Raw genomic sequence first — 20,644 nt, 5'->3', positions numbered from 1 at the left:
CCGGACCCACCCCGCCATCCCACGCAATGCCAGCTTTTGCCGTTGCCGTTGTTTCGGCAGGTGCAGGGCTGCAAGCCCTGCCGCACGCACACCCCTCACACCACCGGAATGCTGTGCTGCCCCAGATTCCGGTACGGCGGCGTGGACATCACCATCTCCGCCAGCGAATACGCCAGCTCACGTTCGGCCATCACCGTGCCATCGGCGCCGTGCTCCAGCAGATGCTTCACTTCCGCATCGCTGTGCGCGCGCGCCAGCAGGGTCAGGTCCGGGTTGATCGCCCGCAGCTTGGCCAGCGCCTCACCGGCTTCCAGCGGCTGCGGAATGGCCAGCACCGCGATCTTCGCCCGCTCCGGGTGGGCCTCAGCCAGCACCCGGTCGGCAGCGGCACTGCCGCGGATCGCCGCCAGGCCCTTGGCGTGCGCCTGTTCCACATGTTCCTTGTTGTCATCGATCACCAGCACCGGCACGCCGCGATCACGCAGCACCTGTGCCAGCTCGCTGCCGACCCGGCCATAGCCGATCACGATCGCGTGCCCGTTCAGATCACGCGATGGGCCGATCGCCTCTTCCGGCTCGGCCGGCTGCGGCTGCTGTTCCTGCTTGGCCTGCCAACGATCCAGCAGCCCGAATACCAGCGGGTTGAGCATGATCGACACCAGCGCGCCGGCCAGTACCAGCGACTGGCCTTCCTTCGGCAGGATCTGCAGCGCCACGCCAAGGCCGGCGATGATGAAGGCGAACTCGCCGATCTGCGCCAGGCTGGCCGAGATGGTCAGCGCGGTGCTGGTCGGGTGGCCGAATGCGCGCACGATGAAGAACGCCGCGGCCGACTTGCCAAACATGATGATCAGCACCGTGGCCAGCACCTGCCACGGGTGCTGGATGAGGATGTTCGGGTCGAACAGCATGCCGACCGACACAAAGAACAGCACCGCGAATGCATCGCGCAGCGGCAGCGAATCGGTTGCGGCCTTGTGGCTCAGCTCCGATTCGTTGAGCAGCATGCCGGCGAAGAACGCGCCCAGCGCGAACGAGACGCCGAACAACATGGCCGAGCCGAACGCCACGCCCAGCGCGATCGCCAGCACCGACAGAGTGAACAGTTCGCGCGAACCGGTGCCGGCAATGCGTTCGAGGATCCACGGAATGACCCGGCGCCCGACCACCAGCATCACCGCCACGAACAGGCCCAGCTGCACGAAGGTCCAGCCGATGTCGGCCAGCACGCTGCCCAGCGTGTGCGATTCCTTGGCTGCATCGGGGCCGAACACACCGGCCATCACCGGCATCATCACCAGCGCCAGCACACAGGCCAGGTCTTCCACGATCAGCCAGCCGACCGCGATCTTGCCGCGCATCGTCTCCAGCAGTCGGCGTTCTTCCATTGCCCGCAGCAGCACGACGGTACTGGCCGTAGCCAGCGAGAAACCGAAGATGACGCCATGGATGGCCGGCCAGCCCATCAGCGATGCCACGCCCCAGCCGAGCAGGGTCGCAACCGCGATCTGGCCGATGGCACCGGGAATGGCGATGGCCTTGACCGCCATCAGGTCCTTCAGCGAAAAGTGCAGGCCGACGCCGAACATCAGCAGCATCACGCCCAGCTCGGCCAGCTGGTTGGCCAGCGCCTGGTCGGCGACGAAGCCGGGGGTGAACGGACCTACGCAGATGCCAGCAACCAGGTAACCGACCAGGGGAGACAAGCGGAGCTTGTTGGCCAGCGCGCCGAAGATGAAGGCGAGCCCCAGGCCAACGGCAACGATGTTGATCAGGTCGGTGTCATGGTGCATCGGCACTCGCAGGAAATCGGGGGGATGCCCCGATTTTCACCGATGCGGCCACATACGGCAAACCCGGCCAGCGTATCGGATCGTTGCGTGGGCGGCTTGTACGGGCGAGATATCAAGCCTTGTTGAGAGATGGCAGGCCCTGACGGGCCGAATGGTGCCTACCTATGGGGGGCTCCAGGCGTAGCCGTCGACGATCACACCATCTGCCGGCGCTGGGTCTCTTCCAGGACAGGCTCGGCCTGCTGCGGCGAGGCGGCCAACTGCTTGTCCAACTGATGAAGCTGCCGCAGCGACTCCGCAACGGGTGGCTGAAGGGCCGCTTCAATGTGGATGTGGGCACGCAGATGGCCCGGGTCATCCAAGGCTCCCTGAATGACGAAGATGTTCTCCGGCCGTGGGGGCTGACCAGTCGGCAAGCCCAATACCACATGGTCGATCCGTTCCAGACCTTGTGCCCGGGCAAGTTGGGTGAGGCTGGCCGCCATGCGTTGGCTGGATTCATCAGATGCGCGACCCAGCGATGCGTCCAGCGGATGGACGCCGGCGAGTGCCTGCTGGTGAAGCGATGCCGAGGCATCGCTCAGCGATGGGATGCTGGTTTCCGGCCGTTCGGTTGCCGGTTGCGGCTGCGAAGGACTGGTGGGCCGCACGCGCTCTGCCTTGCGAATGGACTCGATCAGCTCCCGCGGTGTATCGGTGAACAGCAGTTCGCCTGCATCCAGGGACTGCCCAGTAACCTTGTTCAAGGTACTGGTCGCCCACGATGCGCAGGTATTGCCATATGACCAGGTGACATTTCCGCCCAAGGCCTGGTCAAGTCGCTTGACCTGCTCGGGTGTCAATTCGTAATAGCGTGAGGCCGAAGGTGTGGCCCGGGCTTCCATGCCTTCGCGGATGTCCGAACCTGGGCCATTGTCCTCAACGAGTGGATGGTTGTCTGGCCACAGGCCATGGAACGTCGTATGGCCGTTTCGCGTCACCGAGATCCAGGCGTGGCCGTCCACGAACTGATTGAACGACCCCTGTGTATTGGGGTCTACGTGACTGTGGATGCCGAGGACGACCTTGTCGCTCATGGGATGCTCTTACGGAAAAATCTGTGTTTCGCCATCGGCGAACAGCATCACCACGCGCGGCGCCATCAAGGGAATTTCCTGACGGGCCGGGCCAGCAGGTCCGGGCTTCACGTCGCGCCGCAGCATGGTTGTGCATTGGCCGGATATGGGGCAGCGATCAACAACGACTTTCATGGTGCCCCCTTCCACCACATAGCTCATCCCTGCCGCGTAATACATGCTTTCCATCGGTTCATTGAACTGGACCTGGAGCTTCGACGCGGAGAGCTGGGTGACGACGATCGGCTCAAGGCTCGATTTGGAATAGCTGGGTTTCACGTGATCTCCTGAACACCCTGACAGGGGGGCCGCCAGCGCAATCCACGCGAGCGCAGCGTACACATGGCGGCGAGTGATGCAGGCACTCGTCACGGAGCGGCTCCTTCGTTGGTCCGCTGATTATGCACGGGGCGACCTATGAGGCGCGTGCAACAGAGCACAGCCTGGAAACCGGGTGCAGGAGCTGGCAACGGTATACGGTCAGGACCGCGCCTGCCCCGAGGCCGCCGGCGGGCGTGTGGAGCAGCGCCGGGCAGGGCCCGGCGCACCCATTACCCATTACCCATTACCAGGTGTACTTGATCCGACCGTACACATACGCGCCGTTGAAGCCGAACGGCGAGTAGTTGCTGTACGGCAGCATGCCGAAGGTCGAGTTTTGCAGGTCTTCGGTGCGGTCGGGGTACTTGTCCAGCAGGTTGTCGGCGCCCACGGTCAGGGTCCAGTTGCTGCTCGGCTTGTAGCTGGCCGAGGCATCCACCACCCAGGCGTCGCCGTAGGTCTGGTCGCGCAGCGCGGTGGCCGAGTTGCGCACGGTGAACCTGCCGTAGCGGGTCGCGGCCAGGCCCAGTTCCCAGTGGTCCGAACGCCAGGTGCCGCTCAGGATCGCCTTGTCGCGCGGATAGCTGTCCTCGATGCGGCCGATCTCATCGCGGCCGATCAGCGACTGGGTCAGGCCCAGCGTGCCGAACACCGCCGGGGTGCCGCCGACGCGGCGCACTTCGGTGTCGTTGTAGCTGTACGCAGCGGTCAGCTCCAGGCTGCTGGCGCTGAACGGCACCGTGTAGCTGGACACGAAGTCGACGCCACGGGTGCGCGTATCCAGGCCGTTGGTGAAGTACGAGAACGCGGTCACCTGCGGCAGGCCGAGGGTGCCCAGCAGCGCGCTGGTGGCGGCATTGGTGGTGATGCTGGACGACAGCGCGATGCGGTCATCAATGTCGATCTGGTACGCGTCGACGGTGATGTACAGGCGGTCGACCGGCTGCAGCACCAGGCCCAGGCTGTAGGAGGTGGAGGTCTCGGCCTTCAGCGGCGAGGCGCCCAGCGCCTGCGCAGCCGGGCTGGTGGTCGGGAAGGTGCCGCGCTCGACGAATACGCCATTGAGGAACTGGCTGGTGACCGCCTGGTAGCCCTGCTGCGCCAGCGAGGGCGCGCGGAAGCCGCTGGAGGCGGTGGCCCGCAGCGCGACCTTGTCGGTGAATGCATAGCGCGCCGAAAGCTTGCCGGAGAAGCGGTCGCCGAAGTCCGAGTAGTCCTCGTAGCGGCCGGTGATGCCGGCCGAGAACTTCTCGGTCAGGTCCGCTTCCAGGCCGGCGTAGACGGCGTAGTTGTGGCGGTCGGCATGCACTTCATTGGTCGGGGTGAAGCCCGCGAAGCCCTGCGCACCGCTGCCGGTGTACGAGTTCAGTTCGCCCGGGTTCTGGTCCCACTTTTCCTTGCGGTACTCACCGCCGAAGGACAGCGTGACCGGGTAGGCCAGGCCCCAGTCCAGCGACTTGGTCAGGTCGGCATTGAAGATGTCCTGCTGGTACTTCAGCGTGCCGTCGTAGAACGAGCGCGGGCTGCTGGCGCCGAGGCTGTAGTTGATGCTGTTGCGGGTGTGGAAGTCGAGGGTGTTCTCGCCGTGGTTCAGGCTCAGGTCCCAGGTCCAGCCGTTGTCGGTGTTGCCCTTGACGCCGGCCACCAGCGAGCGGTCCTTGGAGTACTGGTTGATCTCCGGCACGAAGCCGTCCGGGTAGGTCTGCGCCAGCAGCGCGGTCTGCCCGTTGTGGTTGCGCGAGCGGTAGAACGCGAACGAGGTGATGTCGCGGTTGCTGAGCAGCGCGCTGGCGTAGCCGGTTACGTGGTCGCTGAAATCGAAGCTGGCGTTGGCCGAGGCGGCGGTGGCATCCACGCGCGGGTCGCCGACGATGAAGGTCTTCTGGCCGATGCTCGGAAAGTTGCCGGTATTCGGCGTGGTGCCGCGGTACGGGCCGGCGCGGTTGCTCTCGTCCTGCTGGCTGATCTGGCCGGCCACATGCACCCGGCCACGGCCATTGCCGAACTCGACGCCGGTATCGCCGGAGAGCTGGTACTTGTTGCCGTCACCGGCCGAGTACTGGCCGTAGTCCACGGCCAGGCTGCCGCCACGGCCGCTGCCCTTGAGCACGATGTTGATGACGCCGGCGATGGCGTCCGAGCCGTACTGCGCCGACGCGCCGTCGCGCAGCACTTCCACGCGCTCGATGGCGGCGATCGGGATCGCGTTGATGTCCACCGCCGATGAGCCACGGCCGATGCTGCCGTTGACGTTGATCATCGCCGAGGTATGGCGGCGCTTGCCGTTGACCAGCACCAGCACCTGGTCCGGCGACAGGCCGCGCAGCTGCGCCGGGCGCACGCCGCTGGTGCCGTCGGTCAGGGCCGGGCGCGGGAAGTTCAGCGAGGGCAGCGCGCGCGACAGCGCGGTAGCCAGCTCGCTTGTGCCGGTGGACTGCAGGGCTTCGGGGGTGATGATGTCGATCGGCGACTGCGATTCGGCGACGGTGCGGTCGGCCACGCGGGTGCCGGTGACGATCACCGTGTCCAGGGTGTTGGCGGCGGTGCCAGCCAGCTGGGCAGCGGCAACGAACGGAGAGCCACCGAGTGCGACAGCGACGGCGGCGGCGATCAGGCTGGTCTTGCGGGTCATCGGGATGGGGCTCCGGTTGGCGGGGGCGGCACCGGAATCGACATCACGGGGGTGAGGCGGACGGCGGTTGTTGCGGTGCGCAATACAGGAATTAACGGGATATTCAGCGCCTGTCAAATGCCGGTCATCGGGAAAAACGTTGCAGCAGCAACCATTTAGCCCGAATTGGCACTGGCGGGGGAGGGAGCCCGGGACGCGCGCGGCGAGGACGTGGGAGAGAGGAACGCCGGCCGCCGCGCATCCCGGGACGCGTCAAGTATTCGTTAACGCTAGAATTGCGTCGCAGGAACAGTGCTCACCAGCACATTCCATCTGGTTATATGGACGCCTCCCCCGATGATTTCCCTTCGTAATTTCGCCTTGCGCCGTGGCGAGCGGCTGCTGTTGTCCAATGTCGACCTGACCCTGCACGCCGGTTACCGGGTGGGTGTGGTCGGCCGCAACGGTGCTGGCAAGTCCAGCCTGTTCGCGGCGGTGAAGGGCGAGCTGGAGGCCGACAAGGGCGATGTCGATCTGCCCGGCAAGGTGCGCATCGCCAGCGTCGCCCAGGAAACCCCGTCGCTGCCCGACCCGGCGCTGAGCTTCGTGCTCGGCGGTGACATCGAGGTGGCCGCAGTGCTGGCCGCCGAGGCCGAGGCGACCGCCCGCGAAGACTGGGAGGCCGTGGCCGAGGCGCACACCCGAATGGCCGAGCTCAATGCCTACGACGCCGAAGCGCGCGCCGGCAAGCTGCTGCACGGCCTCGGCTTCCCGGCCGAGACCCATCACCGTGCGGTGTCCTCGTTCTCTGGTGGCTGGCGCGTGCGCCTGAACCTGGCACGCGCGCTGATGATGCCCAGCGACCTGCTGCTGCTGGATGAACCGACCAACCACCTGGACCTGGACGCGGTGTACTGGCTGGAACAGTGGCTGCTGAAGTACCCCGGCACGCTGCTGCTGATCTCGCATGACCGCGAGTTCCTCGACAACGTGGCCACCCACACGCTGCACCTGCACGGTGGCGGCGCCAAGCTCTACCCGGGCGGCTACACCGATTTCGAACGCCAGCGCGCCGAACAGCTGCGCCAGCAGCAGATCGCGCACGAGAAGGAACAGGCCGAGCGCGCCCACCTGCAGAGCTTCATCGACCGCTTCAAGGCGCAGGCCAGCAAGGCCGCGCAGGCGCAGAGCCGCATGAAGCGCCTGGCCAAGCTGGCCGGCACGGAAGCGGTGCGCGCCGAGCGCGAGTTCCGCATCGAGTTCGCGCCGCCGGCCAAGCTGCCGTTCTCGCTGATCCGCCTGAATCACGTCGAGGCCGGCTACGGCAAGGACGCGGTGATCCTGCACAACGTCGGCTTCGGCCTGGAAGCGGGCCAGCGGATCGGCCTGCTCGGCCCGAACGGTGCCGGTAAGACCACCCTGGTGAAGACCCTGGTGGGCGAGCTGGCGCCGATCGTTGGCGAGCGCATGGCGCATCCGGACCTGAAGATCGGCTACTTCGCCCAGCACACGGTGGAGTCGCTGCACGAAGGCCAGTCGCCGATGGAGCACTTCCGCGAGATCGCCCCGGACGCACCGAACCAGTCGTTCCGCGATTTCCTCGGCAAGTGGAACTTCCCGGGCGACCGTGCATTCGAGCCGGTGGATGGTTTCTCCGGTGGCGAGCGCGCGCGCCTGGCGCTGGCGCTGATCGCCTGGCAGCAGCCGAACGTGCTGCTGCTGGACGAACCGACCAACCACCTTGACCTGGAAATGCGCGAAGCGCTGGCCGAAGCACTGGCCACCTTCGAGGGCGCGATCGTGATGGTCTCGCATGACCGCCACCTGATCGGTCTGGTCTGCGACACCTACTGGCGTGTGGCCGATGGCGTGGTCGAACCGTTCGATGGTGACCTCGACGCCTACGCCGCGTGGCTGCGCACCCGCCCGCAGGCGCAGGGCACCAAGGCGCGCATGGATCAGGTGGAAGAGCCGGTAGTGGTCAAGACCGCCCCGGTGGCGCAGGTGGTGCAGAAGAAGCCGGTGAACCCGCACAAGCTGGCCGCCGCCGAAGCGAAAGTGGCCGAGCTGGAAGGCGCACTGGCCGAACTGGATCGCCAGCTGGCCGACCCGGCCAACTACGCCGATGCCACCCGCATGGCCGTGATCGGCCGTGACCGCGAAACCGCCGCCGCCCAGCTGGAAAAAGCCGAGGCAGCGTGGATGGAACTGCTGGAGTCCTGATCACGCAAAAAAAGGGGACGGAGGGGATTAAGTCGTTTGTGCCACAAACGACTTAATCCCCTCCGTCCCCTTTTTTGTTACGTGCCCTGCGCCTGCAGCCATTCGCGGAACCGCTTGGCCGGCTCGCGCTCGGCACGCGATCGCAGCCGCGTCAGCCAGTAGCGCCCCAGCTCCAGCGTGGTGCTGAACGGCTGCAGCAGGCGACCCTCAGCCAGTTCCTGCTCGAACATGCGCAGCGGCAGCAGCGCCACGCCGGCGCCGCCGACCGCGGCCATCGCCACTGTCAACGACGAATCAAACACCGGTCCGCGGGCTTCCACGCCGCTCACTCCTGCCGCCTGCAGCCAGCGCGGCCACTCGTCGCTGCGGTAGGAGCGCAGCAGCGGCAGCGTGCCCAGGTCGCGCGGCTGCTTCAGCCGCCGCGCCAAGGCCGGTGCGCACAGCGGTGCGAAGGGCGCATCGAGGATCGCGGTGCAGGCCTGGCCCTGCCAGTCGCCATCACCAAACCGGATCGCCAGGTCCAGCCCTTCGCCGGCCAGGTCGATGCGGTTGTTGTGGGTCTGCAGGCGCAGCTCGATGTCCGGGTGCGCGGCTTCGAACGCGCCCAGCCGTGGCAGCAGCCAGCCAGTGGCGAAGGTGCCGACCACGCCCAGCGTCAGCACCTCGCGTGCCGGGCCACCGGTATAGCGCGCGATGCTGGCGGAAATGCGCTCGAACGCTTCGTTGAGCACCGGGTACAGCGCTGCGCCTTCATCGGTGAGCGCCACGCCGCGTGGCAGGCGATGGAACAGGCGGATGCCAAGCCGGTCCTCCAGCCCCCGGATCTGATGGCTCAGCGCGGCCTGGCTGACACACAGCTCCAGCGCGGCACGGGTGAAGTTCTGGTGGCGGGCGGCGGCCTCGAAGGCGCGCAGCGCGTTCAGGGGCAGGGTAGGGTGCAACATCGCGCAGTCGTGAGCTGGAGTGATGGCTGATCCTAACGCTTCAACGATGGATTTCGGAAAATTAAGGGGTTGAATGCGTCAGGCATTAATTCACTTCATGCCTCCTGTTGATTTTTTGCGCTGGTCGCCCCCGATAGCGGCTTCAATAATCGAGCGGTCCCCAGGAGAACCCGTATGCTCGCCCGTCGCCGATTCCTGCAGTTCAGTGGTGCTGCCGTGGCTTCCTCGCTTGCCCTGCCGCTGCTGGCACGTGCTGCGGGCAAGACCACCGCCAACGCACCCACCGATGCCACCCTCACCGCCGCCACTGACTTTGCCGCGCTGGAAAAGGCCTGCGCGGGACGCCTTGGCGTGACCCTGCTCGACACCGCCAGCGGCCGCCGTTTCGGTCATCGCCAGGACGAGCGCTTCCCGATGTGCAGCACCTTCAAGAGCATGCTGGCGGCCACCGTGCTCAGCCAGGCCGAGCGCACGCCGGCGTTGCTGGATACGCGCGTGCCGGTGCGCGACGCCGATCTGCTCTCGCACGCACCGGTCACCCGCCGCCATGCAGGCAAGGACATGACGGTGCGCGATCTGTGCCGTGCCACGATCATCACCAGCGACAACACCGCCGCCAACCTGCTGTTCGGCGTGGTCGGTGGCCCGCCCGCAGTGACCGCGTTCCTGCGCGCGAGCGGTGATGCGGTGAGCCGCAGTGACCGCCTGGAGCCGGAACTGAACAGTTTCGCCGAGGGCGATCCACGCGATACCACCACGCCGGCGGCGATGGCCGCGACCCTGCAGCGCGTGGTGCTGGGCGAGGTGCTGCAACCGGCCTCGCGGCAGCAGTTGGCCGACTGGCTGATCGACAATGAAACCGGTGATGCCTGCCTGCGTGCAGGCCTCGGCAAGCGCTGGCGGGTGGGCGACAAGACCGGCAGCAACGGTGAGGACGCGCGCAACGACATCGCCGTGCTGTGGCCGCTGGCCGGCGGCACGCCGTGGGTGCTGACCGCCTACCTGCAGGCCGGCGCGATCAGCTACGAACAACAAGCCGTGGTGCTGGCACAGGTCGGGCGCATTGCCGATCGACTGATCGAATGAGGTAACCGGGAGTCATCCAAAAACGGCTTGCCGGATCGGTTCGGCGCGCGCATCCTGCGCGCGTTCGAACCACACGGAAGTCCCCCATGAGCCATGAACTGATCTACCTGCTGCTGATCTTCGCGCTGCTGGTGATCCCGCGCGCGCTGCAGCGTTTCAGCCTGCCCGCGCCGCTGACCTGCCTGCTGTTCGGCATCATCGGCATGCTCTGGCTGGGCGACCAGGCCCACGATGCGGTGATCGGCCTGCTGGCCACGCTGGGCATTTCCTCGCTGTTCCTGTTCGCCGGCCTGGAAGTGGACTTGCAGGCGCTGCGGCGGGGCATGTGGCCGCTGCTGGCGCATCTGGTGATCCGTACCGGCACGCTGTTCGGTGTGGGCTGGCTGGCCTGGCGCTACGCGGGATTGCCCTGGCAGGCCGCCGGCCTGCTTGCACTGGCGCTGCTGACACCGTCCACCGGTTTCATCATGGATTCGCTGTCGCGGCTGGGCCTGAGCGAGGACGAGCGGTTCTGGGTGACCAGCAAGGCCATCGCCGGCGAACTGCTGGCGCTGGCGGCGTTGTTCATCGTGCTGCAGGCCGGCGATCCGGGGCATATGGCGCTGTCCAGCCTGGCGCTGCTGGCGATGATGGTCGGCCTGCCGTTGCTGTTCATCGCGCTGGGTCGCTGGGTGGCACCGCATGCGCCCGGCTCGGAGTTCTCGTTGCTGGTGATGGTGGGCATGGTCGCGGCCTACATCACGTACCTGCTGGGCGTGTACTACCTGGTTGGCGCGTTCATCGCCGGCCTGGTCGCGCGCCTGCTGCACCAGCGCATGCCGCTGCTGGCCTCGCATGAGAACCTGCACGCGCTGCGCCTTTTCGCCTCGTTCTTCGTGCCGTTCTATTTCTTCAATGCCGGTACCAAGGTGCCCAGCGAAGCACTCAGCTTCGAGGCGCTGGGGCTGGGCATCGTGATCACCCTGGTGGTGCTGCCGTTACGTATCGGCGTGGTCTGGCTGCAGCGGCGGGTGATGTTCGGCGAGAGCTTCCGCAGCAGCCTGCGGGTCTCGTTGGCGCTGGCACCGACGCTGATCTTCACCCTGGTGCTGGCCGCGATCATGCGCGAGCGCTTCCAGATTCCGGCGGTGCTGTTCGGCGCGCTGCTGCTGTATGCCGCATTGACCACGCTGCTGCCGTCGCTGGTGTTCCGTACGCCGTTTGATGTCGATCCTGTTGAACAGGAGCCGGCAGGCGAGGGCGCGGCCGCGCCGGTGGCGACCACCGAGACGCTGCCGGAACCGCACACCGTCGAACGCTGATCGGTTGCTGCGGGCGGTTTGCGCCCGTCGGCCAGGGCCGTTAGGGTTGGGGCATGAAACTGCCTGCCGTGGTCACCGCTTCCGCCCTCCTGCTCAGCCTCGCTGCCTGTTCGCAGCGCTCCGACACGGTTGCCCATGATCTGGCAACCGCACCGGCCGATGCCTTCATGGCCGCCATCGCCGCGCACTGCGGCCAGGCCTATGCCGGCAAGGTGGTGGAGGACACGCCGGCACCGACCGGCAAGGATCCGTTCGCCGGCCAGCGCCTGGTCATGCACGTGCGTGGCTGTGCCGATCCGGCGCACGAGCTGCGCATCCCGTTCCATGTCGGCAATGACCACTCGCGGACCTGGGTGCTGACCCGCACCGAAACCGGTCTGCGCCTGAAGCACGACCATCGGCATGAAGACGGCAGCCTCGACGCGATCACGCTGTACGGCGGCGACAGCACGCCACCGGGCACCGCCGAGCGCCAGCAGTTCCCGGCCGATGGCGATTCGGTGGCCATGTTCCGTCGTGCCGACATGCTGGCCTCGACCCACAACACGTGGGCGATGGAGATCGATCCCGACCAGACGTTCGTCTATGAGCTGACACGTCCGGATGGCCGCCGCTTCCGCGTGCAGTTCGACCTCAGCAAGCCGGTTGCCCTGCCGCCGCCGCCGTGGGGCGATGACAAACCACCGGCGCCGTGATCCCGGGGTCGGATCCCTCCTGCGGGGGGCTCCGACCCCGACGCTGCACTCACCGCGTGCCGAAGCGCGCGCGACAGCCGTTGCTCACCCATACCTGGCCACGCGAGTAACCCCAGCTGCGGCCTTCCTGGCAGGCACTGCCGGAGAGCTGCTGCTGAAGCACCGGCCGGCCCTGGCGTTCATCCCAGTCGCAGGTCTGGGAGCGATTGTTGTTGCTGCTGCAGGTAACGGAGTAATTGCTGTTGCCGCCGCCCCAGCCACCGCCGCCACCGCCCCAGCCGCGGGCTTCGGCGAATTCCGCGCGGCAGCCATTGCTGACCCAGACTGCGCCGTTGCGCACGCCCCAGGTACGGCCCTCATCGCAAGGGCTGCCGGACAGCTGCCGGACCAGGCGGGCATTGCGCCACCCCACCGGGCAGCTGCGCTCACGGTTGTTCTGGCTCTCGCAGCGGATGGTCTCGCCGGGGCGGCCGTTGTTGCCGCCCCAACCGCCGCCACCGCCGTTGCCGCCGCCCCAGCCACCACGGTCTTCGACGAACTCCGCGCGGCAACCATTGGTGACCCAGATGCTGCCATTGCGGCTGCCCCAGGAGCGCCCTTCCTCGCAGGGGCTGCCAGACAACTGGCGGACCAGCTGCGCATTGCGCCAGCCGGTATTGCACACCCGTTCGCGGTTGCTCTGGCTTTCGCAGCGGATCACCCCGTTCTGCGCAGATGCGGACGAGGCGGGCAGGGTAAGGGTGCCTAAGGCACCCAGACTGAGGGTCACGGCCAGGCTGGCCAGGGACAGCGGTTTCATGGCGGTATCCCATACGGTGGCAGGTGCCCGACTATAGGGAGGGGGGCGATCAAGCCGGTGTGACTGGCCGGATTTGCCCCGGCCGGGGCCTCGGCCGCAGAATACGAGGCTTTCCGGTCCCCATCCGGTGCCGGCGTTCTCCAGCGGAGCTTCCCCCCCATGCGTACCCACTTCTGCGGCCTGGTCGATGAGACCCTGATTGGCCAGACTGTCACCCTCGCCGGCTGGACCGACGTGGCCCGTAACCAGGGCGGCGTCTGCTTCATCGATCTTCGAGATCATGAAGGCATCGTGCAGGTGACCGTGGAAGTCGACAACGCCGAAGTGTTCGCCGTGGCCGCGTCGCTGGGCTACGAGGACGTGCTGCAGGTGGAAGGCGTCGTGCGCGCCCGCCACGCGGTGAACGACAAGATGCGTACCGGCAAGGTGGAAGTGATCGCCACCGCCATCACTGTGCTGAACAAGGCCGCGCCGCTGCCGTTCCACGCCCACGAGAACCCGGGCGAAGAAACCCGCCTGAAGTACCGTTACCTGGACCTGCGCCGCCCGGAAATGCAGCGCATGCAGCGCACCCGCATCAAGCTGGTGCAGGCCCTGCGCCGCCATCTGGACGAGAAGGGCTTCCAGGATATCGAGACCCCGATCCTGACCAAGGCCACTCCAGAAGGCGCGCGCGACTTCCTGGTGCCGGCGCGCATGCACCCGGGCGAGTTCTACGCCCTGCCGCAGAGCCCGCAGCTGTTCAAGCAGATCCTGATGGTGGCCGGCTTCGACCGTTACTACCAGATTGCGCGCTGCTTCCGCGACGAGGCCCTGCGTGCCGACCGCCAGCTGGAATTCACCCAGCTGGACATGGAATTCGCCTTCGTCCGCGAGCGCGACGTGCAGGACTTCGTCGAAGACATGATCCGCGCCATCTTCAAGGAAGTGGTCGACGTGCAGCTGGATGCCAGCTTCCCGCGCATGACCTGGGCCGAGGCGATGCGTCGCTACGGTTCGGACAAGCCGGACCTGCGCATCGCGCTGGAGCTGGTGGACGTGGCTGAACTGGTCAAGGACAGCGAATTTGCCGTGTTCACCGGCCCGGCCAATGATGCCGAGGGCCGCGTTGCCGCGCTGCGCATTCCGGGCGGTGCGTCGCTGTCGCGCAAGCAGATCGACGAATACGCCGCGCATGCCGCCAAGTACGGCGCCAAGGGCCTGGCCTACATCAAGATTGCCGACAACGGTGAAGTCAGCTCGCCGATCCAGAAGTTCTTCAGCGAGGAATCCTTCGCCGCGCTGGTGGCCCACGTCGGCGCCGGCAACGGCGACATCGTGTTCTTCGGTGCCGGTGGCTACAACAAGATTTCCGACTTCATGGGCGCGCTGCGCCTGAAGGCCGGCAAGGACTTCGGACTGGTCGCCGACGGCTGGGCGCCACTGTGGGTCACCGACTTCCCGATGTTCGAGTGGGACGAGGAAGAGCAGCGCTACGTCGCCCTGCATCACCCCTTCACCGCACCGGCCGTGGACGACATCGCCGACCTGCGCGCCAATGCCCGTACCGCCGTTTCGCGCGGCTACGACATGGTGCTCAACGGCAATGAGATCGGCGGCGGTTCGATCCGTATCCACCGTCCGGACATGCAGAGCGCGGTGTTCGAGCTGCTGGGCATCGGTGCCGAAGAAGCCCGCGCCAAGTTCGGCTTCCTGCTCGACGCGCTGAACTACGGCGCGCCGCCGCACGGTGGCATCGCCTTCGGCATCGACCGCATCGCCGCGCTGATGGCCGGCACCGAGTCGATCCGCGACGTCATCCCGTTCCCGAAGACCACCGGTGCACAGGATCTGATGACCGACGCGCCGTCGCCGATCGTCGACGCGCAGCTGGCCGAAGTGCACATCCAGGTTCGCCCCAAGACCAACTGATCAGGAGATCCAGGCAATGACCGAGTTTGCGTTTTCGCTGGAGTGGGAAAAGCTGGGCAATGAAGGCTCCGAGGCCAACCTGGTCACCGAGCGTGCACGCGTGTTCGGTGGTTGGCTGGTCCGCGTCGGTACCAACCCGTCGGCCATGGCCCTGACCTTCGTCGCCGACGGCGAAGGTCGCTGGGACGGTGAAGACTTCGGCGTCGAGGATTACGAAGACGACGAAGAGGAAGAATACGACGAGGACGAAGAAGGCGAGGAAGAAGAGGACGAGGACGAAGAGGAATACGAGGAAGAGGACGAGGAAGAAGAAGCGGAATCGCCTGAAAAGGCTTGACCCGCGCTTCGCCCTGACGTCAACTTCCTGCATGTATTCGATCCGCCGCGCCACCGTGGACGACGCGCCGACCCTGTCGGCGCTGGCTGCCCGCACGTTCACCGAAACCTTCGGCCATCTGTATCCGCCGCAGGACCTGCAGGCCTTCCTCGAGGAGGCCTACACGGTCGAGCGCCAGCGCGTGATCCTGGCCCACGCCGATTACGCGGTGTGGCTGCTGGAGCTGGACGGGGAGGCGATCGGCCATGCCGCCGCCGGCCCCTGTGGCCTGCCGCACCCGGACGTGAAACCCGGCGACGGCGAACTCAAGCGCCTGTACCTGGTCAAGACGCAGCAGAGCTGCGGCTGGGGCAGCCGGCTGCTGGAAACCGCGCTGGCCTGGTTGGAGCGCGACGGCCCGCGCACGCTGTGGCTGGGCGTGTGGTCGGAGAACTTCGGCGCGCAGCGTTTCTACGCCCGTTATGGTTTCGAAAAGGCGGGCGAGTACCTGTTCCCGGTCGGTGACACCCACGATCTTGAATTCATCCTGCGCCGCGCACCGCGCGCGGCCTGACGTTCACCGCCGCTTGCTGCGTGCGCGTGTTCAATTGCCGTACGTTCCTGCCCCGCTGACCGCCAGGCTGTTTGCATGACTCCCCCCGTATTGCTGCTGCATGGCATCTGGAATGCCCGCGCCTGGGTCGGGCCGCTGGCCTGGCGCCTGCGCGCGCGTGGTTTTCAGGTGCACGCGTTCGGTTACTCCTCGGTGTTCGGTGGCCCCGACGTAGCCGTGCCGCAGCTGCTGGAGCGGCTGACCGATGCCGGGCCGTTGTCGCTGGTCGGTCACAGCCTGGGTGGGTTGCTCGCGCTGGAGGCCTTGCGCCGCCAGCCGCAGCTGGATGTGCAGCGCGTGGTCTGCCTGGGCTCGCCGCTGCGCGGCAGTGGTACTGCGCGCTCGCTGTCCGAGCATGGCTGGGGGCTGGCGCTGGGACGCAGCAGCGAGCTGCTGCTGGATGGCCTGCCGGACTGGCAGGGCAAGGCCGAAGTCGGACTGATCGCCGGCTCGGTACCGCATGGGCTGGGCAGCCTGCTGGGGGCGATCGACGATGCCTCCGACGGCACCGTGGCACTGGCCGAGACCCGCCTGCCGGGGCTGGCCGACCATTGCGTGGTGCGCACCAGCCACAGTGGCCTGGTGGTGTCTCCCGATGCCGCGCGGCAGACCGCGCATTTCCTGCGCCACGGCCAGTTCGACCACAGCCGCGACGCGGCGGCGGCATAAGGGCGGGGCAGGCGGGGCCGCCCTGTAGAGCCGAGCCCATGCTCGGCTGCATTCCGTCGGACCCATTTAGCCGAGCATTGGCTCGGCTCTACAACAATACGGGCCTAGACACGGTTGCCGCCCCCGATCAGGTAGAATCCGCGCCTTGATCCTGAAGCAGCCAGACGGTAGCACCCATGGGTAGAGGCCCCTCCATCGAAGCCCGCAAGAACGCGTCCGACGCGAAGCGCGGCAAGATTTTCACCAAGATCATCCGCGAGATCGGCGTGGCTGCGCGCGGCGGTGGAGGCGACCCCAACAACAACCCGCGCCTGCGCGTGGCCGTGGACAAGGGCCTGGCCGTGAACATGTCCAAGGACGTGATCGAGCGCGCCATCAAGAAGGCTACTGGTGAACTGGAAGGCGTCGATTACGAGGAAATCCGCTACGAGGGCTACGCCCCGGGTGGCGTGGCCGTGATCGTCGATTGCCTGACCGACAACCGCGTGCGCACCGTGGCCGATGTCCGCCATGCGTTCAGCAAGTGCGGCGGCAACATGGGTACCGAAGGCTCGGTGGCCTTCATGTTCAAGCGCCTGGGCGTGCTCAGCTTCGCACCGGGTGCCGACGAAGAAGCCATCACCGAAGCGGCCATCGAGGCCGGCGCCGACGATATCGTGGTCTATCCGGATGACGGTTCGATCGACGTGGTCACCAGCCCTGACGCGTTCAACGCGGTCAAGGACGCAATGGCCGCCGCCGGCCATGTCGCCGACCACGCCGAGATCACCTTCCGCGCGGACAACGACATCAAGGTCGAGGGCGAGGTCGCTCTGCAGGTCAAGAAGCTGCTGGACATGCTTGAAGACCTGGACGACGTGCAGGACGTGTATTCCAACGCCGAACTCGGCGCCGACGCCTACGCCTGAGCCGTCCTCGACGGCCTGGGCGCGGGCCGTTGAACGGTCACCGCGGACAGTCATGAGCCCATACGCCTGCCAGCGCTTCCCGTTCCGCCCCGCCAGGAGTGCAGCATGACCCGCATCCTCGGCATCGACCCCGGTTCGCAGCGGACCGGGGTCGGCATCATTGATGTCGATGCCACTGGCAAGGTCAGCCACGTGCATCACCAGCCGCTGGTGCTGCTGGGCGCCGACGACTTCCCGCAGCGCATGAAGCTGCTGGTGCTCGGCCTGGCCGATCTGTGCCGGGAATACCAGCCCAGTGAAGTGGCCATCGAAAAGGTGTTCATGGCCCGCAACCCCGATTCGGCGTTGAAGCTGGGCCAGGCCCGTGGCGCGGCGATCTCGGCCGTGGTCCTGCGCGACCTGCCGGTGCACGAATATGCCGCCAGCGAGATCAAGCTGGCGGTGGTCGGGCGCGGTGGCGCCGAAAAGCAACAGGTTCAACACATGGTCGGGCTCATGCTCAACCTGAAAACCAAGCTGCAGGCCGACGCGGCCGACGCGTTGGCCGTGGCAATCACCCATGCCCACGTAAGGGCGACGGCCAACCGCCTGGGGCTCAGTGCCCGCCAGGCCTGGGGCCGCAAATGAGGAGCTGCACGCAATGATCGGTCGACTGCGCGGCATCGTCGCCTACAAGGCGCCGCCGTGGCTGGTGGTGGACGTGAACGGAGTGGGCTACGAGCTGGAGGCGCCGATGAGCACCTTCTACGACCTGCCCGAGCTCGGCCGCGAGGTCACCCTGTATACCCATTACTCGCAGAAGGAAGACAGTGTTTCGCTGTACGGCTTCCTGCGCGAAGGTGAGCGGCGCCTGTTCCGCGATGTGCAGAAGGTCAGTGGCATCGGCGCAAAGATCGCGCTGGCCGTGCTGTCCGGCGTCACCGTCGAGGAGTTCGCGCGCATGGTCCAGGCCGGTGACATCACCGCGCTGACCCGCATTCCTGGCATCGGCAAGAAGACTGCCGAGCGCATGGTGCTGGAGTTGCGCGACCGCGCCGCCCAGTTCGGTGCAGGCGGCGCGCTGCCCACCGGCAGCGGCCCCGCGCCGGCCGATCCGCTGTCCGACGCCACCGTGGCGCTGCAGCAGCTGGGCTACAAGCCGGCCGAAGCGGCACGCATGGCCCGCGACGCCTTCAACGAAGGTGACGAAGTGGCCACCGTGATCCGCAAGGCGCTGCAGTCCGCGCTGCGCTGAGCCGCGTCTCTTTCCCTCAACGAACCGCCTGAGCTTCGCCAGGAGACCCATGTCCAGCAGTCAAACCCCGCACGCAGCCGCCCCCGGCGGACATGGCCACGCCCCCTCTGCTGGAGGACTGGCGCTGGTCATCGGTGCGATCGGCGTGGTCTTCGGCGATATCGGTACCAGCCCGCTGTACACCCTGAAGGAGGCGTTCTCGCCACACTACGGGCTCAACAGCGACCACGACACCGTGCTGGGCGTGCTGTCGCTGGCGTTCTGGGCGCTGAACCTGGTGGTGACCCTGAAGTACGTCACGATCATCATGCGCGCCGACAACGATGGCGAAGGCGGCATCATGGCGCTGATGGCGTTGACCCAGCGCACGCTGCGCAACGGCTCACGCTCAGCCTATGTGGTGGGCATCCTGGGCATCTTCGGCGCCTCGCTGTTCTTCGGCGACGGCGTGATCACCCCGGCGATGTCCGTGCTCAGTGCGGTTGAAGGCCTGGAGGTGGCCGCGCCCGGGCTGCATGTCTTCATCGTGCCGGTCACGCTGGTGGTGCTGCTGGCAGTGTTTGCCGCGCAGCGCTTCGGCACCGAGAAGATCGGCAAGGCGTTCGGCCCGATCATGGTGATCTGGTTCCTGTCGCTGGCGGCGATCGGCGTCTACAACATCGTCGATGCGCCGGAAGTGCTGAAGGCCTTCAATCCGTGGTGGGGCATCCGCTTCTTCATGGAGCATGGCTGGCATGGCATCTTCATCCTCGGCGCGGTGGTACTGGCGGTGACCGGCGGTGAAGCGCTGTACGCGGACATGGGCCACTTCGGCCTGCGCCCGATCCGTCACGCCTGGTACTTCTTCGTGCTGCCGTGCCTGGTACTGAACTACCTTGGGCAGGGCGCGCTGGTGCTCAATCACCCCGAGGCCCTGAAGAACCCGTTCTTCGAGGCGGTGCCGTCGTGGGCGCTGTACCCGATGATCATCCTGGCCACCATGGCCGCGGTGATCGCCTCGCAGTCGGTCATCACAGGCGCATTCTCGGTCTCGCGCCAGGCCATGCAGCTGGGCTACATCCCGCGCATGCGCATCAAGCACACCTCGCACGACACCATCGGCCAGATCTACATCCCGGGCATCAACTGGGGCATCGCGGTGATGGTGTTCGGCCTGGTGCTGGCCTTCCGCAGCTCGTCCAACCTGGCCGTGGCCTATGGCATCTCGGTGTCGGCCACCATGCTGATCGACACCCTGCTGCTGGCCGTGGTGGCGCGCACCTTGTGGCCGAAGTCGCGTGGCTGGCTGTTGCCGCTGTGCGTGGTGTTCTTCATCATCGACCTCGGCTTCGTCATCGCCAACGGCGCCAAGCTGCTGCAGGGCGCCTGGTTCCCGGTGGTGCTGGGCATCTTCCTGTTCACCATGATGCGTACCTGGCGCCGTGGCCGCGAGCTGCTGCGCGATGAGATCCGCAAGGACGGCATCCGCCTGGATACCTTCCTGCCGGGCCTGATGCTGGCACCGCCGGTACGCGTACCGGGCACCGCGGTGTTCCTCACCGCCGACCCGACCGTGGCCCCGCACGCGCTGATGCACAACCTCAAGCACAACAAGGTGCTGCACGAGCGCAACGTGTTCCTGCACGTGGAAACCCTGCCGATCCCGTATGCGATGGAAGGGCAGCGGCTGAAGATCGAATCGGTGGGCGACGAGTTCTACCGCGTCTACGTGCGCTTCGGTTTCATGGAAACCCCGGACGTGCCGCTGGCGCTGATGCGCTCGTGTGACCACGGCGGCATCTACTTCGACCCGATGGACACCACCTTCTTCGCCAGCCGCGAAACCATCGTGGCCACCGCCAACCGCGGCATGCCGATCTGGCGCGACAAGCTGTTCGCGCTGATGCACCGGAATGCCGCGCCTGCGACCGGCTTCTTCCGGATTCCGGGCAACCGGCTGGTGGAGCTGGGCGCGCAGGTGGAGATTTAATCTCCACCGTCGATTCATCCAGAGATCCATGCACGCATGGCGTGGATCTACCGTGCCGACCAACGGTCGGCACCAACCAAAGCAGAACGCCGTTCCGACAGACCGCAGGAAACTGTCGAAGGCGGGGTGGGTCCGG

18 protein-coding genes are annotated in these 20,644 nt (G+C 66.6%); 12 read left to right on the top strand and 6 right to left on the bottom strand.

Going from position 1 to position 20,644, the window contains the following annotated elements:
• Positions 1-95 precede the first annotated feature (95 nt).
• The 4 genes from ybaL to N5J73_RS20790 all read right to left on the bottom strand — a co-directional run bounded on the left by ybaL (position 96) and on the right by N5J73_RS20790 (position 5,861).
• Positions 96-1,793: a YbaL family putative K(+) efflux transporter gene (ybaL, locus tag N5J73_RS20805; protein ID WP_049445848.1), complete on the bottom strand. Its 1,698-nt coding sequence runs from the start codon at positions 1,791-1,793 to the stop codon at positions 96-98.
• A gap of 194 nt (positions 1,794-1,987) precedes the next feature.
• Positions 1,988-2,869 (bottom strand): XVIPCD domain-containing protein, encoded by an 882-nt coding sequence (locus tag N5J73_RS20800; RefSeq protein ID WP_053091905.1) that lies wholly within the window; start codon positions 2,867-2,869, stop codon positions 1,988-1,990.
• 9 nt (positions 2,870-2,878) lie between these two features.
• Positions 2,879-3,187, bottom strand: a complete 309-nt coding sequence (locus N5J73_RS20795; protein ID WP_049445850.1) for a hypothetical protein — start codon at positions 3,185-3,187, stop codon at positions 2,879-2,881.
• Positions 3,188-3,473: 286 nt separating this feature from the next.
• Entirely contained in the window at positions 3,474-5,861 is a 2,388-nt protein-coding gene (locus N5J73_RS20790; protein ID WP_049445852.1) for a TonB-dependent receptor, read from the bottom strand.
• A 336-nt stretch (positions 5,862-6,197) separates the two neighbouring features.
• Here N5J73_RS20790 and N5J73_RS20785 point away from each other — a divergent pair, with 336 nt between their 5' ends.
• A complete protein-coding gene (locus N5J73_RS20785; RefSeq protein WP_049445854.1) occupies positions 6,198-8,063 on the top strand; it encodes an ABC-F family ATP-binding cassette domain-containing protein in 1,866 nt (621 codons plus the stop codon).
• 77 nt (positions 8,064-8,140) lie between these two features.
• Here N5J73_RS20785 and ampR read toward each other — a convergent pair whose 3' ends face one another.
• A complete protein-coding gene (gene ampR / locus N5J73_RS20780; protein WP_049444552.1) occupies positions 8,141-9,007 on the bottom strand; it encodes a LysR family transcriptional regulator AmpR in 867 nt (288 codons plus the stop codon).
• Between the two features lie 174 nt (positions 9,008-9,181).
• On the opposite strand from ampR, the gene blaL2 reads away from it, so the two are divergent.
• From blaL2 to N5J73_RS20765, 3 genes are all read left to right on the top strand, one after another.
• Positions 9,182-10,093, top strand: a complete 912-nt coding sequence (gene blaL2 / locus N5J73_RS20775; protein ID WP_049444550.1) for a L2 family extended-spectrum class A beta-lactamase — start codon at positions 9,182-9,184, stop codon at positions 10,091-10,093.
• Between the two features lie 86 nt (positions 10,094-10,179).
• Positions 10,180-11,394: a cation:proton antiporter gene (locus tag N5J73_RS20770; protein WP_049444548.1), complete on the top strand. Its 1,215-nt coding sequence runs from the start codon at positions 10,180-10,182 to the stop codon at positions 11,392-11,394.
• Between the two features lie 53 nt (positions 11,395-11,447).
• Positions 11,448-12,089: a hypothetical protein gene (locus tag N5J73_RS20765; RefSeq protein WP_049444546.1), complete on the top strand. Its 642-nt coding sequence runs from the start codon at positions 11,448-11,450 to the stop codon at positions 12,087-12,089.
• A 49-nt stretch (positions 12,090-12,138) separates the two neighbouring features.
• Here the strand turns inward: N5J73_RS20765 and N5J73_RS20760 are convergent, their stop codons facing one another.
• Positions 12,139-12,888, bottom strand: coding sequence for a DUF3011 domain-containing protein (locus N5J73_RS20760; protein ID WP_049444544.1), 750 nt, complete (start codon positions 12,886-12,888; stop codon positions 12,139-12,141).
• Between the two features lie 159 nt (positions 12,889-13,047).
• Here N5J73_RS20760 and aspS point away from each other — a divergent pair, with 159 nt between their 5' ends.
• The 8 genes from aspS (at position 13,048) to N5J73_RS20720 (ending at position 20,508) form a co-directional block, all read left to right on the top strand.
• Positions 13,048-14,799 carry an aspartate--tRNA ligase gene (aspS, locus tag N5J73_RS20755; RefSeq protein ID WP_279941339.1) on the top strand — a complete coding sequence of 584 codons (1,752 nt, stop codon included), beginning with the start codon at positions 13,048-13,050 and terminating at the stop codon, positions 14,797-14,799.
• A gap of 16 nt (positions 14,800-14,815) precedes the next feature.
• Positions 14,816-15,136, top strand: a complete 321-nt coding sequence (locus N5J73_RS20750) for a hypothetical protein (protein WP_049444541.1) — start codon at positions 14,816-14,818, stop codon at positions 15,134-15,136.
• Positions 15,137-15,167: 31 nt separating this feature from the next.
• On the top strand, positions 15,168-15,689 hold the full coding sequence (locus tag N5J73_RS20745; RefSeq protein WP_049444539.1) for a GNAT family N-acetyltransferase: 522 nt from the start codon (positions 15,168-15,170) through the stop codon (positions 15,687-15,689).
• 75 nt (positions 15,690-15,764) lie between these two features.
• On the top strand, positions 15,765-16,397 hold the full coding sequence (locus N5J73_RS20740) for an alpha/beta fold hydrolase (protein ID WP_049444536.1): 633 nt from the start codon (positions 15,765-15,767) through the stop codon (positions 16,395-16,397).
• Between the two features lie 176 nt (positions 16,398-16,573).
• On the top strand, positions 16,574-17,305 hold the full coding sequence (locus tag N5J73_RS20735) for a YebC/PmpR family DNA-binding transcriptional regulator (RefSeq protein ID WP_032128531.1): 732 nt from the start codon (positions 16,574-16,576) through the stop codon (positions 17,303-17,305).
• A gap of 105 nt (positions 17,306-17,410) precedes the next feature.
• Complete coding sequence (gene ruvC / locus N5J73_RS20730; protein ID WP_049444534.1) at positions 17,411-17,932, top strand: crossover junction endodeoxyribonuclease RuvC; 522 nt, start codon at positions 17,411-17,413, stop codon at positions 17,930-17,932.
• A 13-nt stretch (positions 17,933-17,945) separates the two neighbouring features.
• On the top strand, positions 17,946-18,539 hold the full coding sequence (ruvA, locus tag N5J73_RS20725; protein WP_005410756.1) for a Holliday junction branch migration protein RuvA: 594 nt from the start codon (positions 17,946-17,948) through the stop codon (positions 18,537-18,539).
• A 49-nt stretch (positions 18,540-18,588) separates the two neighbouring features.
• Positions 18,589-20,508: a potassium transporter Kup gene (locus N5J73_RS20720; RefSeq protein ID WP_049444532.1), complete on the top strand. Its 1,920-nt coding sequence runs from the start codon at positions 18,589-18,591 to the stop codon at positions 20,506-20,508.
• The last annotated feature ends 136 nt before the right edge of the window (positions 20,509-20,644 follow it).

The organism is Stenotrophomonas sp. GD03654 (genome assembly GCF_029845105.1).
Taxonomy (GTDB): Bacteria; Pseudomonadota; Gammaproteobacteria; order Xanthomonadales; family Xanthomonadaceae; genus Stenotrophomonas; species Stenotrophomonas africana.
The sequence above is the reverse complement of the archived record's forward strand: the minus strand, read 5'-3'. Positions and strand labels throughout refer to the sequence as shown.

Coding starts and splice junctions, on each gene's coding strand:
- N5J73_RS20740 (WP_049444536.1), top strand. CDS start 15,765: ATGACTCCCCCCGTATTGCTGCTGCATGGCATCTGGAATGCCCGCGCC.
- N5J73_RS20770 (WP_049444548.1), top strand. CDS start 10,180: ATGAGCCATGAACTGATCTACCTGCTGCTGATCTTCGCGCTGCTGGTG.
- ampR (WP_049444552.1), bottom strand. CDS start 9,007: ATGTTGCACCCTACCCTGCCCCTGAACGCGCTGCGCGCCTTCGAGGCC.
- N5J73_RS20790 (WP_049445852.1), bottom strand. CDS start 5,861: ATGACCCGCAAGACCAGCCTGATCGCCGCCGCCGTCGCTGTCGCACTC.
- N5J73_RS20760 (WP_049444544.1), bottom strand. CDS start 12,888: ATGAAACCGCTGTCCCTGGCCAGCCTGGCCGTGACCCTCAGTCTGGGT.
- blaL2 (WP_049444550.1), top strand. CDS start 9,182: ATGCTCGCCCGTCGCCGATTCCTGCAGTTCAGTGGTGCTGCCGTGGCT.
- ruvC (WP_049444534.1), top strand. CDS start 17,411: ATGACCCGCATCCTCGGCATCGACCCCGGTTCGCAGCGGACCGGGGTC.
- N5J73_RS20765 (WP_049444546.1), top strand. CDS start 11,448: ATGAAACTGCCTGCCGTGGTCACCGCTTCCGCCCTCCTGCTCAGCCTC.
- ruvA (WP_005410756.1), top strand. CDS start 17,946: ATGATCGGTCGACTGCGCGGCATCGTCGCCTACAAGGCGCCGCCGTGG.
- N5J73_RS20735 (WP_032128531.1), top strand. CDS start 16,574: ATGGGTAGAGGCCCCTCCATCGAAGCCCGCAAGAACGCGTCCGACGCG.
- N5J73_RS20785 (WP_049445854.1), top strand. CDS start 6,198: ATGATTTCCCTTCGTAATTTCGCCTTGCGCCGTGGCGAGCGGCTGCTG.
- N5J73_RS20720 (WP_049444532.1), top strand. CDS start 18,589: ATGTCCAGCAGTCAAACCCCGCACGCAGCCGCCCCCGGCGGACATGGC.
- N5J73_RS20750 (WP_049444541.1), top strand. CDS start 14,816: ATGACCGAGTTTGCGTTTTCGCTGGAGTGGGAAAAGCTGGGCAATGAA.
- N5J73_RS20800 (WP_053091905.1), bottom strand. CDS start 2,869: ATGAGCGACAAGGTCGTCCTCGGCATCCACAGTCACGTAGACCCCAAT.
- aspS (WP_279941339.1), top strand. CDS start 13,048: ATGCGTACCCACTTCTGCGGCCTGGTCGATGAGACCCTGATTGGCCAG.
- N5J73_RS20745 (WP_049444539.1), top strand. CDS start 15,168: ATGTATTCGATCCGCCGCGCCACCGTGGACGACGCGCCGACCCTGTCG.
- ybaL (WP_049445848.1), bottom strand. CDS start 1,793: ATGCACCATGACACCGACCTGATCAACATCGTTGCCGTTGGCCTGGGG.